The sequence below is a fragment of the Collinsella sp. BIOML-A6 genome, assembly GCF_009875845.1.
GTDB classification, from domain to species: Bacteria; Actinomycetota; Coriobacteriia; order Coriobacteriales; family Coriobacteriaceae; genus Collinsella; species Collinsella aerofaciens_H.
In genome coordinates this window covers 24,261-36,820 of the sequence record NZ_WWSL01000031.1, presented here as the reverse complement: position 1 = coordinate 36,820, position 12,560 = coordinate 24,261, and the positions used below count along the sequence as shown (strand labels likewise).

Genomic DNA, 12,560 nt, shown 5'->3' with positions numbered 1-12,560 from the left:
GGGGCTAGTTCCGCGTTGCGCTAGCTGCGGAAACGCGGGGGCCGTTCAAGCTGTTGCGTTGAGATTGAAAATCAACCCCACCAAGGTGAGGCCATTATCCAGGGGGTGGGCGATACAGGTGTAAGATATGCGACAGATTAGTGAGTGCTGTCTTTTCCTTGAGGAGGGCGATACGTATGGACCTTCGCATCAAGAAAACCTATCGGGCCCTGTTCGAGGCCTTTACTGAGCTGCTCGAAGAGCATCGGTTTGAGGATGTGACGGTTGCCATGCTGTGCGACCGCGCTATGATTCGTCGGACGACGTTCTACAAGCACTTCCGCGACAAAAACGATTACTTTGCCTTCTATATCGATGAACTTATGTCGGGCCTGCCGCAAAAGCGGGCCGATGCGGATGGCGCGGAGGGCGCCGAGGACGTGCGCGCGCTTCGCCACGAAGTGTTCGCCGATGCCATGGATCTGGTTCTGGCGCATGAGCAGCTCATGGATAACATTCTGGCGAGCAGTATGTCGGGTATGCTGACCAGCATGATTTGCGACCGCATCGCGCGCTCTATACGCGGGCGCGTGATGAGCGCGCTTGACGAGGACGCGCTCGCGCCCGTATCGCTCGAGACGACGTCTGAGTTTGTCGCCGGCGGCATTATTCGGCTCTTTACCATGTGGTGGGAATCGGGTCACGATCTCGAGCGTCGATCCGAGATGGCCGACGTGGTTGATGCTCTGTTTGAGCGGACCATGACGCCGGTGAGTCACTAGGAGTGGCGGAGAGAGGGGGATTCGAACCCCCGGAACGCTCTCGCGCTCAACGGTTTTCAAGACCGCCGCATTCAACCGCTCTGCCATCTCTCCGTGAGTCGTAATGATAGCATCGTTTTGGATTTGCAACAGGGAAGGCGAACGATGACGAGCACCGGAATCGATGAGAAGTTCATGCGCGAGGCGCTGGCGGAGGCGCGCGCCGCCGCTGCGGTGGGCGAGGTACCGATTGGTGCCGTGGTAGTGCGCGCGGGCGAGATTCTCGCGAGGGCGCATAATCGCCGCGAGCTCGACCAGGACCCTTCGGCGCATGCCGAGTTTGCGGCCCTATGCGCCGCCGCGCAGTCACTCGGTCGCTGGCGCCTTTCCGATTGCACGGTCTACGTGACGCTCGAGCCCTGTTGCATGTGCGCGGGGCTTATGGTTAACGCGCGCGTGGGGCGCTGCGTGTACGGCGCGGCCGATGCCAAGGCGGGTGCGCTGGGCTCGCTGTATGACCTCAATGCCGATTCGCGCCTGAATCATCGGTTTAATGTGACCTCCGGCGTGCTGGCAGGCGAGTGTCGCGAGGTACTGAGCAGCTATTTTGCTGGTTTGCGCGGTGCGGATGGCGTCACTTGCGGCCGCGGACTCGCACTTGACGCGCACGCCGCTCATGCCGAGGCGCTCGCGTGTGTCGAAGATACTGCCGTTGAGGCGGTCGATTTTGGTGCCGCGTGCCGCCGGCCCCGCCGTGTGCTGCTGGCGATTGATTCCTTTAAGGGCAGCGTTTCGAGCTCGCAGGCGGAGGCGGCGGTTGCCGAAGGTGTGCGCCGTGTGTGGCCCGATGCTCGGATAAGCGCGCTGCCGCTGGCGGACGGCGGCGAGGGAACGCTCGACGCCATCGCCGCGCGCGCCGGCGTGCTCTCGATCTGCGAGGTTGCAGGCCCCTTGGGCGACCGCGTGTCTGCCCGGATGCTGGTGGATGGCGAGTACGAGTCGGCTGGAATTGAGATGGCCGAGGCGGCGGGTATTGGGTATTCGCCCTGCACGGAGTCGGCGGCGTTGGCGGCCACAACCTATGGCGTGGGCGAGCTCATGCTTCGCGCGGTTCGCACGGGCGCAAAGACACTCTATATTGGTCTGGGCGGCAGTGCCACCAACGACGGTGGCGCCGGTATGCTGCAGGCGCTGGGCGCCCACCTTGTCGATGAGTGTGACTGCAATATCGCCCCCGGTCTCGCGGGCCTTGAACACGTGGCGAGTATCGATTTGGTACCGGCGCTTCGGGTACTGGGCGGCGCACACATCATCGTGCTGTCCGATGTCGAGAATCCGCTCGTGGGGCGTCGCGGGGCACTGGCGGTGTTTGGCGGGCAAAAAGGCCTGCCGACAGACGATGTCGAAGCGCTGGGCAGGTGCGATGGCTGGATGGTCGGTTATGGTCGCCTGCTCGATACGGCGATTGCCGAGGCACGGGCTCAGGGGTTACTGCGCGTGCCCGAGGGCGCGCGGACGTTTGGCTCGGTGCTCGGCGTACCCGGCGCCGGTGCCGCTGGCGGTCTGGGCGCCGCGCTGCTGGCGCTCGGTGCAGAGCTGCGCTCGGGCGTGGAGACGGTGCTTGATCTGATTAGGTTTGACGAGCACGTGCGCGATGTCGACCTGGTCATAACGGGCGAGGGCAATATGGACGAGCAATCCGCTGCCGGCAAGGCGCCGGTGGGCGTGGCCCGCCGTGCCAAGCGCTATGGCAAGCCGGTTGTTGCCGTCGTGGGCGGTCGTGCCGACAACCTGGACGCGGTGTATGGGCGGGGCATCGACCTGGTTTTGCCGGTCTGCCGCAAGCCCATGGGTCTTGAGCTGGCGCTCGATCCCCAGGAAGCCACAACCAACCTCATCTGCGCCGGTGAAGCCACCGCCCAAGCCTACGACCTTGGCCGCATCTAAAATCCATCCCCTCGATAAGTTGCGGTGAAATAGTTCCTGTTTGGCGGCTCAGACAGCAAAAACAGGAACTATTCCACCGCAACTTCGAGAATGGCTATCCGAGGCTGGCCGTCTTGGACCTTGGGTCGGACCGTCCGCCACGAAATGCGGCCATCTACTACGTTTAACCGAGTACCCTCGATCATCCCGAATTTTGCGAAATTAAAACTGCAGGTAGAAAGCTTGCCGGTTTTCGAAAAATCACGCTATGGTTGACCTCTGTGACCAAAACGTAGTAGATAGGCCCTTTTCGTGGCACAGCACCAGATCAGTCTATTTAGGACGGGGCTTTCTTGACTACTTTCGCCACTCTGATGCCCCACCAGTCAAAAAGCAGTCAAAAAAGCCCCGTCCCAAATTAGCTACCTTGCCCTGCTGGGCGGGAGCGGGTAAGATATATCGAGCGCCTAGCGCGTTCGATGGGTTCGGATGACGACATGTTCCGAATCTGGTCAGGTCCGGAAGGAAGCAGCCATAAGGAGCCTCTGTCGGGCATCCGAATCCATCGAGCGCACGGGCTTTCTTTTTTGCGCGGTTTTACCAAACCGCGCAATGCTCGACGCTGCGCGCCACCCAGAGCGACAATTTGTCATTCAAAAGGCAAGGCATGACCAGAAGGTCTATGCCTTGCCTTTTTCATGCCAACTTGTTCGCTCTGGGTGGCGTTCGCTGACCGCGCCTAAACATAGGCGGTTTCTACCGCCATCCAAGATTCTTCTGTAACGAGTTGCTTACGCATCTCCAGGGTTCTCCGTACTATCATGAATCAGATTGAAGAGAGATGATGATAGGGAGCGCCTTTTTATGATTGAGCTGCTCAGGCGTTTTGGTGGTAAGTATCGCCGGTATATGGTGATTGGCCCTGCGTGTAAGCTGATCGAAGTGATCTTCGACCTGCTTACGCCGCTGGTGATTGCCCAGATGATCGATAAAGGTATCGGTGCGCACGACGTGAGTGCCGTCGTCCACTATGGCATGGTGCTCGCCGCCATGGCCGTTATCGGCATCTCGTTTACGCTCGTCTGCCAAAAGATGGCGGCGCTGACCTCGCAGGGCATGGGCACCGATATCCGTGGCGCACTCTACCAGCACATCAATAAGCTGAGCTATGCTGAGCTCGATCGCTTTGGCACGCCGTCGCTCATCACGCGCATTACCAACGACGTCAACCAGGTGCAGCTTGCCGTGGCGCTGGGCGTGCGTATGCTCATCCGCTGGCCTTTCCTGGCGGTGGGCTCCATGGTCGCGGCCCTTGCCATCGACCTTAAGCTCGGCATGATCTTTTTGATTTGCACGCCCGCCATCGGCCTGGTGTTTTGGTTTGTCATGGCGCGCTGCGTCCCGTACTACAAACAGCTGCAGGCAAAGCTCGATCGCATCGCGCTTATCTGCCGCGAGGGACTTTCGGGCGCCCGCGTGGTCCGGGCGTTTGTGCGCGAGGACCACGAGCGCGAGCGCTTTGCCCAAGCCGCCGATGACCAGGCCAATACTGCCATTGCGGTGGGCAAGCTCTCGTCGATTCTCAACCCCGTCACGTTTTTGGTGATGAACCTGGGCGTGTGCGCCATCCTGTGGGTGGGTGGCGTCCAGGTCAACGTGGGCGAGCTCACGCAGGGCCAGGTCATGGCGTTCGTCAACTACATGACGCAGACCCTGACCTCCATCGTGTATGTCGCCAACCTGGTCGTGGTCTTTACCAAGGCGAGCGCCAGTGCGTCGCGTCTCAACGAGGTGCTCAATTGCGTGCCGAGCATTACCGACGAGGGCAACCGGCCGGTTGCGCTGCCCGAGCCGACCGCGATGGGCAACGCTGTTCCGGTCCCAGCGCTGAGCTTGAGCCATGCGAGCTTCTCCTTTGGCGCGGGCGCCGCCAACGCCGTCAATGACGTGACCCTGGAGCTGCCGCTGGGCAAAACGCTCGGCATTATCGGCGGCACGGGCAGCGGTAAGTCGACGCTTATCTCGCTTATCCCGCGCCTGTACGACACGGGCGCCGGCAGCGTGAGCGTAATGGGTGCCGACGTGCGCGCTTGGCCGCTCGATCAGCTGCGCCATGTGGTCGCGACTGTTCCACAGCGCGCGTCGCTCGTGAGCGGCACCATCCGCAGCAACCTGACCTGGCGTGACGAGTCGGCGACCGACGAGGAGCTCTGGGCGGCGCTCGATATGGCGCAAGCGAGCGAGTTCGTGCGCAACAAGCCGCAGGGGCTCGACGCCCCGGTCGAGGCGGAAGGCAAGAACTTCAGTGGCGGTCAGCGCCAGCGCCTGACCATTGCGCGTGCCCTGGTGGGCTCGCCGCAGATTCTGATTATGGATGACTCCGCCTCGGCGCTCGACTTTAAGACCGACGCGGCGCTTCGCCACGCCATCCGCGAGCGCAGCGTACGCGGTGCCGCCGCGGGCGGGATCCCGCTGACCACGGTGATCGTGAGCCAGCGCGTCTCGACCGTGCGCGATGCCGACATGATCTGCGTGCTCGACCACGGCTCGGTCGCGGGCCTGGGTACGCACGACGAGCTGTACGCAAGCTGCCAACTCTATCGCGAGATTTGCCAGTCGCAGCTTCGTCGCGAGGAGCTCGAGGGTCAGCAGGGGAGCGTGATGCCCGTGTCCGTCCCAAGTCCCGCGTCCGCCCCGGCTGCCCCGGCATCCACTTGCGCAAGGGAGGGCTGCTAAATGAATCCGTATACTTCTTCCGGTTCGGTCGCCACGATGACGGCCAACGTGTCCGGCAGCGATAGCCTCAGCGACTTGGGTGACGGCCCGCGTCAGCCCGGCGACCCCGAGCGCTACCCCGTGAGCGTGGTAACTCGCCGCCTACTGGGCTACGTCCGTCCGCACCGCATCTCGTTTGCGGCGTCGTTTGTGAGCGCCGCCATCTCGGTGATCTTGCAGCTCTACACGCCCATCCTCATTGGCGAGGGCATCGACCTCATCGTCGCGGCGGGTCAGGTGGACTTCGACGCCTTGCTGCCGCTTGTTACCAAACTCGCCCTCGTCGTGGTGGGGGCCGCGGCCTTCCAGTGGCTGCAAGGCTATTGCGTCAACCGCCTGTCCTACGAGACGGTGCGCGACATGCGCGTGGAGGCAAGCGACAAGCTCAGCCGTATGCCGCTCAGCTTTATCGACGGCCATGCCCACGGCGACCTCATGAGCCGTGTGGTCAACGACGTCGATCAGGTGGGTGACGGCCTGCTGCAGGGCTTTACGCAGCTCTTTACCGGCGTCATTACCATCGTTGGCACGCTCGCATTTATGCTCTCCATCAACCTGACCATGACGCTTGTGGTGGTGCTCGTCACGCCGCTTTCCATCTTTGCGGCCGGTGCCATCGCCAAGCTTTCCAATAAGAGCTTCACTGCTCAACAGTGCATCCAGGGCCAACTCGGCGGTCATATCGAGGAGTATGTGGGTGAGCAAAAGCTCGTGGACGCCTTCGCCTACGGCCCGCACGCTCAACAGCGCTTCGATGTCCTCAACGCCGAGCTCTATACGGCGGGCGAGCGCGCGCAGTTTATGGGTTCGCTTTCTAACCCCGGCACGCGCTTTATCAATAACATCATCTACGCCGTGGTCGCCGTGATCGGCTGCGCGGGCGTGATCACAGGCGTGCCCGCGGCGCTCACGGTGGGCGGCGTGCAGATCTTCCTGTCCTATGCCAACCAGTACACTAAGCCGTTCAACGAGGTCACGAACGTCATCACGCAGATCCAGACCGCGTACGCCTCGGCGCGCCGCATGTTCGCGTTGCTCGATGCGCGCGAACAGGATCCCGACGCTGTGGATGCCATTGAGCTCGCCGCCCCGAAGGGCGAGGTTTCGTTTGAGCATGTGGACTTTAGCTACGTTCCCGACCGCAAGCTGCTGCAGGACATCTGCATCGAGGCTAAGCCCGGCATGCGCTTTGCCCTGGTCGGTCCTACGGGCTGCGGCAAGACAACACTCATCAACTTACTGCTGCGGTTTTACGATATCGATGCCGGACGCATCATGGTCGATGGCCGGTCTTCCCGTGACTACACGCGCGCAAGCCTGCGCCGCGCCTTTGGCATGGTGTTGCAGGATACGTGGCTGTTCGAGGGCACGGTGGCGGAAAACATCGCTTACGGCTGTCCCGACGCCACGCGCGAGCAGGTTATCGAAGCTGCCAAGCGCGCGCACGCACACAAATTTATCGTGCAGCTGCCAGGCGGCTACGATACGGTAATCGGCGAGGACGGCGGCACGTTTAGCCAAGGTCAAAAACAACTGCTGTGCATCGCGCGCGTCATGCTCACCGACCCGGCTGTCTTGCTGCTGGACGAGGCGACTTCGAGCATCGATACCCGCACCGAGCTGCAGGTGCAGGCGGCATTCGATGAGCTCATGGCTGGCCGCACGAGCTTTGTCGTGGCACACCGCCTGTCGACGATTTGCAACGCCGATTGCATCCTGGTGATGCGCGACGGCGAGATTGTCGAGCGCGGCACGCACGATGAGCTGCTCGCGGCAGGCGGCTTTTACGCCGAACTCTACTGCAGCCAATTCGCCCAGTAAGCACGGCCGTGGGGCATGTAACACAGCGCTAGGGCGCGAGTGTGTCAACGGGGGCAACGATAATGCCCTCGGGCGTTGTATGGGCCGGCATGCCGAACCCGATGACGATGAGCTTGGCCGCGGGTGGTCTCTCGCCACGCTCGACAAGTTTGCGCTCGAGTCGAAGCAGGTTTGCAGATGCCTCGGGGATCTGTGGACTTCCGAGTTTTACTTCCACGGCAATCCAAGTTCCATCGCGCCTGTGTATAACGGCATCGACCTCGAGATCGTCGGCGTCATGGTAGTGGGACACCGATGAGTCATTTGCGGCTGCATAGACCTTAAGGTCGTGCAGGACGAGGGATTCGAAGAGCAGTCCCAGCGTCTTCGGGTCGGATGCCAATGACTCCGGACTTGCTCCGAGCAGTGCGACGGCAAGCGAAGGGTCGGCGAGGTGCCTTTTCGCACCTTGCCGCAGCTTTACCGGAGACCTGAGCGCCGGATGCCAAGCCGGGATATCATCGATGATGTGTATCCTGCGCAAGGAATCCGTATAGCGCCGCAGCGTACTTCTCGATACACCACCGCCGAGGTCTTTCTCAAGAGACTTTTCGCCGGCAAGAGTGGATTCGTTGCGCGCAAGCGAAGACAGAAGAGCCCTGACTTTCTCCGGGTCACGCTTCACGCCGTCAACCCTCGAAACATCCGATTCGCAGACACCGTCGATATAGGCAGCGGAAATACGCATTGCATCGGCAGTTGTCTTGCCAACCGCCTGAGGCCAACCACCACGACATAGCAAATCGGCGATATCGGCGATGCCGTTGATGGATCCAAGTGCCGCTTTGATGGGGCATCCGTTAAGCAGCGATTCGAGCGAGGCCGCCCCTGAGGAAACCCCGAGTTCGGCCAGAGTCATTGTTTCCATGCGCAAGCGTGATATGCGCCCGATGCCGCTGTGCATCGGTTGGTCGGCGTCGTTCGGCGTCGCTGATCCCGTAAGCAGAAACTGCCCAGGTTCACCTATTCTGCGGTCGCATTCGAAACGTATTGCGTCCCACAGTTTTGGCTCTTCCTGCCACTCATCGATGAGTCTCGGCGTTGCGCCGGCTATTGCTTGAGCTGGGTCGATCCTGGCAAGCTGCAGTGCGGCAAAGTCTCCGGCAGGGTCGGAGAGAGACAGCGATGATTCAGCGAATCGCTGGGCCGTAGTCGTCTTTCCGCACCACTTCGGTCCCTGAATGAGCACGGCACCAAAAATGCCAAGATCGCGTTCGATTGAGCGATCGATACATCTACTCATATACCTAGTCATCGTACTTCCTGCCATTCAAAGAAACACTTTGTTTTATAGCATCTTACCAGCGTGTAAATTATTTTGACGAAAAACCATGACACAATTTGACGGTATTTCGTGAAACAAATTGACGATATTATGTGAAACAATTTGACGGCGTTTTGTGAAACAATTTTTCGGCCATTCGTGAAACGTTCTGCGGCGGTTTCAATCCGAAGTACATACTGTTCGAAATCTGTCCAAAGATGTCGTCTGCGTTGCCAATCGGCAGAAGGTGGTTTACATCTGTCACGTTAGTACTAAGATATTCATCTAATAAATTGCATTAGTGGCTTTAGTTGTGGGGGAAACGAGGCAACGTGACTATGACGTGCTCTTTGGTGGTCAACAGCAGGAGCGGTAATACCAGGATGGTTTCGGGCGCGATCAAGCGCGCTCTGCAGGCTGCCGGTGTTGAGTTTGTCCATGCCGCGGCGTTGAGCGACGATGCGGATGCAGATCAGGTTGCGCTCGAGGCGCAGGGCGCCTGCACGGCCGACACGGTGCTCGTTGGTTTTTGGTGCGACAAGGGCGCGTGCACGCCTTCGGTCGCGGCGTTGCTCTCCGCCTTGCACGGCAAGCGCGTCTTTCTGTTTGGTACCTGCGGTTTTGGTGCCGCGCAGAGCTATTACCAGCAGATTATCGATCGTGTGACCTCCAATTTGGCCGATGATGCCGAGCTGGTGGGCTGGGCAATGTGCCAGGGCAAGATGGGCCCCGCGGTCAAACAGCGCTACGAGGCCATGCTCGAGCAAGATCCCGACAACGCCCGCGCTAAGTTGCTGCTCGACAACTGGGTTGCCGCAAAGGATCATCCCACCAAGGATGATCTGGACCATATGGTGGCGGCGGCCAGGAAGGCCGTGCTGGGCGAGTAGCTTCGCTGTTCGTGGTCCTTCGTGCAAAACAATACAAATGTGAAAGCCTCGAAGTTCTCGAGGCTTTTTTCTTTACACTCGTGGGCGCAACCGTGGCAAGCGTTTGGGGTGACATTTTCCATCACCCCGATGACGAGGCCGTCCTGGACAACATGCTCGCATGCGTTCGCTGGATGTATTCAGAGTGGGACGGGCTTTCCGGATGAGCGGGCTCTCGGAAAATGCGACCCGGAATCAAGGCTTGGAGTGGGATGCAGTTTCCGGTTGAGGGGCTTGGCGGAAAGTGCGACCCGGAATTTGCAATCGGAGTGGGATGCAGTTTCCCAACGGAGCCACAAGCGGAAATCGCATCCCACTCCGAACGTGAATTCTGGGACACGGTTTGCAGAAGATATGGGCTGAGAGCTACATGGGGTAGCCATAGAGGCATGAATAAGGGGGTTTAAAATAAGCAATACTAAATGCGGTATAAATTTAATGTGGGGGGGGGGGTACATTATCTGAGCTATACAAAATATCAGACCCTCTATTGAGAAGTTGTGTAGGGGTTAGTCGCGGGTGTTGGATAAGGCAGACAAGCATGGGGACAAATGACCACTTACGCCAAAAATAGTAGCATTTGGCGTAAAGAAGTTGATAAANCCCCCCCCCCCCCCCCCCCCCCCCCCCCCCCCCCCCCCCCCCCCCCCCCCCCCCCCCCCCCCCCCCCCCCCCCCCCCCCCCCCCCCCCCCCCCCCCCATTATCTGAGCTATACAAAATATCAGACCCTCTATTGAGAAGTTGTGTAGGGGTTAGTCGCGGGTGTTGGATAAGGCAGACAAGCATGGGGACAAATGACCACTTACGCCAAAAATAGTAGCATTTGGCGTAAAGAAGTTGATAAAAATGCAGGATGTCGGTATGGTATTAGCGTAAAATAATTCCAAAGTGGCTTTTTCGAACTCATTTATTAAGTGTCTTAGGAAAGTGGCTAATCATTGATGGGATCGAATATAGCCTCGATGAGGGTGGATTAATCACTTTGAAAACGCGTAGATTCAAACGATTTATTGCACTTCTTAGTAGCTTGGCGCTCGCGCTTGTCATAGCCCTTGCCGTTGTTTCTTTTGCTCCCCGTGCATTTGGCTACATGCCCTTTGCCGTGCTCTCGGGCTCTATGGAACCCGAGCTCCCCGTCGGCTCCATGGTGTTTGTTCACCAGGTTGATCCAACTGATATTGCCGTGGGCGACAATGCAACTTATTACCGATCGGACGGTGCCGTGGTGACTCACCAGGTGTACGAGATCGACCCTGTGGCGCAGACGATCGGCACGCAGGGAATTGCAAACAAAAATGCAGATGGAACCATCGTGCACGATGCCGAGCAGACGCCTTTTTCGCGCGTGATCGGTGTCGTTTCTTTTTGTGTCCCTTACCTGGGCTTCGTTAACGCATATTGCACGACGATGCCCGGTTTGCTTGTTGTGGTGGCCGTTCTGGCGCTGCTGGCCGCGGCGTCGATTGTGCTCGATCGGATGATTCCCGATGAGCCTGCGGGCAAGCATGTCCGCGCGCATGCGAGGGGGCGGCGTTCATAGCGGCAGGGGAGAGGTGTCGGCGACGGCAAGGGCCGTTGCCGGGGAAGTCGATTTTCGAAAGGAAGAGAACGATGGAGAACAAGAAGAAAAAGCGCTACGGCATCATTGCCGCCCTGCTGCTTCTGGTGCTGGCCGCCGGCGTGGGTACCTATGCATGGCTGACGGCTACGCAGTCGCTGGAGAACGTGTTTACGGTGGGTAGCTTTGGCCACCCGGAAAACAAGCCTGATCCGACCGATCCCGAGAAACCCGGTCAAGAGACGAATGACAAAAAAGCCTATCTGTTCGAGACCCGCTGGGTTGACAATTCCAAGATAGTCCCTGGTGACTCCGCTGCTAAGAATCCAAATGTCGGCATCAAGGCCGGTTCTGATGACGCCTACGTGTTCATCTATGTAAAGAACGCTATGGTCAAGAAAGGCACTGCTCCCGAGAACACCCCGTACTTCACCCTCAACAACAACTGGAAGCCGGTTGATGGTAAGGTGACCACCTCCGCCAATGGCAAGTACCTGAGCGGCCTATTCATGTATGCCAAGGGCTCCACGACTGGCGCCCCTGCCGTTCTGAAAGCCAAGGAAGTCACTCAGGATGTCTACACCGGTGAGCTCTTCAGCAGGGTCATGTTCCCCGGCACACTGGAGGGCACCATGGTCGAAACTAATCCCAAGATGACGGTTTCCGCCTACATCTTCGGCGACGGCCAGAAGGGTGACGAGACCAACGCTGCCGCCAATGCCCTTAAGCAGGCCAAGGTTTGGGCTGATAAACAGGCTCAGGCTTAATCCCACCCTCCCCACCGAGATCCCGACCCGCCCCCACCCCTTTATTCGGGTCGGGATCTCGGTCTCCCTTGATCGACGATTGGCGAACGTAATGCTCAACAACCTTTCCGACAATCAGAAACGCACCTTGGCGCTCGCCGCGGTGGCGCTGTTGGCCCTGGCGTGCCTGTGCGGCACGCTGGCTTTTACCGTTGATATGGTTCCGGCGAACAACGTTCTATCGTTTGGCAGCGTGAAGGTACGAGTCTGCGAATTCACCCTCAACGAGCAGGGTGAAGAGATTCCGTTTGAGGCCAACGAGCACGGGGACTATCCCGACACCAAGGCCGAGGGCTCTGACATCAGCCGCATTGTGCGCGTGGAGAACGCCGGCGCGCAGCCTGAGTACGTTCGCGCTCGTTTACGCATGATGTCAGTGGCACCCGACGGTTCGAGTGCGGATGCCTCGGGCAACGTTGCCTTTCACGTGAACGCGGGCGAGGGGTCCCCGTGGATCGATGGCGGCGATGGGTGGTACTACTACCGCGGATTGGTTGGTCGTGGCGGCATGCTCGACCCCGGCGCCATGACGGAGAGCCTCATGGATTCGCTGCGCTTTGTGGGCGACTATCACGATGCCGCGCGCGACGGTTCGTTCAGGCTCGATATAGACGTTCAGGCCGTGCAGGCCAAAAATCAGCAGGCAAATGAAACCGTCCTCGACGTGCTCGACGTCGTGGGCTGGCCGGAGGCGAACTAGC

9 protein-coding genes, 1 tRNA gene and 1 other RNA gene are annotated in these 12,560 nt (G+C 59.5%); 9 read left to right on the top strand and 2 right to left on the bottom strand.

The window, feature by feature from the left end:
- Nucleotides 1–176 precede the first annotated feature (176 nt).
- Entirely contained in the window at nucleotides 177–761 is a 585-nt protein-coding gene (locus GT495_RS09385) for a TetR/AcrR family transcriptional regulator (RefSeq protein ID WP_161162323.1), read from the top strand.
- 3 nt (nucleotides 762–764) lie between these two features.
- Here GT495_RS09385 and GT495_RS09380 read toward each other — a convergent pair.
- Nucleotides 765–854, bottom strand: a tRNA-Ser gene (locus tag GT495_RS09380).
- Between the two features lie 51 nt (nucleotides 855–905).
- Here GT495_RS09380 and tadA point away from each other — a divergent pair.
- The 4 genes from tadA to GT495_RS09360 all read left to right on the top strand — a co-directional run bounded on the left by tadA (nucleotide 906) and on the right by GT495_RS09360 (nucleotide 7,262).
- Nucleotides 906–2,687 carry a tRNA adenosine(34) deaminase TadA gene (gene tadA, locus GT495_RS09375; protein WP_161162322.1) on the top strand — a complete coding sequence of 594 codons (1,782 nt, stop codon included), beginning with the start codon at nucleotides 906–908 and terminating at the stop codon, nucleotides 2,685–2,687.
- A 455-nt stretch (nucleotides 2,688–3,142) separates the two neighbouring features.
- Nucleotides 3,143–3,238, top strand: an RNA gene (gene ffs / locus GT495_RS09370) — signal recognition particle sRNA small type.
- Nucleotides 3,239–3,530: 292 nt separating this feature from the next.
- Nucleotides 3,531–5,402: an ABC transporter ATP-binding protein gene (locus tag GT495_RS09365; RefSeq protein ID WP_161162321.1), complete on the top strand. Its 1,872-nt coding sequence runs from the start codon at nucleotides 3,531–3,533 to the stop codon at nucleotides 5,400–5,402.
- A complete protein-coding gene (locus GT495_RS09360) occupies nucleotides 5,403–7,262 on the top strand; it encodes an ABC transporter ATP-binding protein (protein WP_161162320.1) in 1,860 nt (619 codons plus the stop codon). It abuts the gene before it with no gap.
- Between the two features lie 28 nt (nucleotides 7,263–7,290).
- Here the strand turns inward: GT495_RS09360 and GT495_RS09355 are convergent, their stop codons facing one another.
- Nucleotides 7,291–8,556, bottom strand: coding sequence for an ATP-binding protein (locus GT495_RS09355; protein ID WP_161162319.1), 1,266 nt, complete (start codon nucleotides 8,554–8,556; stop codon nucleotides 7,291–7,293).
- Nucleotides 8,557–8,903: 347 nt separating this feature from the next.
- On the opposite strand from GT495_RS09355, the gene bilS reads away from it, so the two are divergent.
- From bilS to GT495_RS09330, 4 genes are all read left to right on the top strand, one after another.
- On the top strand, nucleotides 8,904–9,455 hold the full coding sequence (gene bilS, locus GT495_RS09350) for a flavodoxin family protein BilS (RefSeq protein ID WP_161162318.1): 552 nt from the start codon (nucleotides 8,904–8,906) through the stop codon (nucleotides 9,453–9,455).
- A gap of 1,022 nt (nucleotides 9,456–10,477) precedes the next feature.
- The gene (locus GT495_RS09340; RefSeq protein WP_161162700.1) at nucleotides 10,478–11,035 is read left to right on the top strand and encodes a signal peptidase I; all 558 of its coding nucleotides are present in this window, start codon (nucleotides 10,478–10,480) and stop codon (nucleotides 11,033–11,035) included.
- A gap of 71 nt (nucleotides 11,036–11,106) precedes the next feature.
- Nucleotides 11,107–11,820, top strand: coding sequence for a SipW-dependent-type signal peptide-containing protein (locus GT495_RS09335; RefSeq protein ID WP_161162316.1), 714 nt, complete (start codon nucleotides 11,107–11,109; stop codon nucleotides 11,818–11,820).
- Between the two features lie 91 nt (nucleotides 11,821–11,911).
- Nucleotides 11,912–12,559 carry a hypothetical protein gene (locus tag GT495_RS09330; protein WP_161162315.1) on the top strand — a complete coding sequence of 216 codons (648 nt, stop codon included), beginning with the start codon at nucleotides 11,912–11,914 and terminating at the stop codon, nucleotides 12,557–12,559.
- The last annotated feature ends 1 nt before the right edge of the window (nucleotide 12,560 follow it).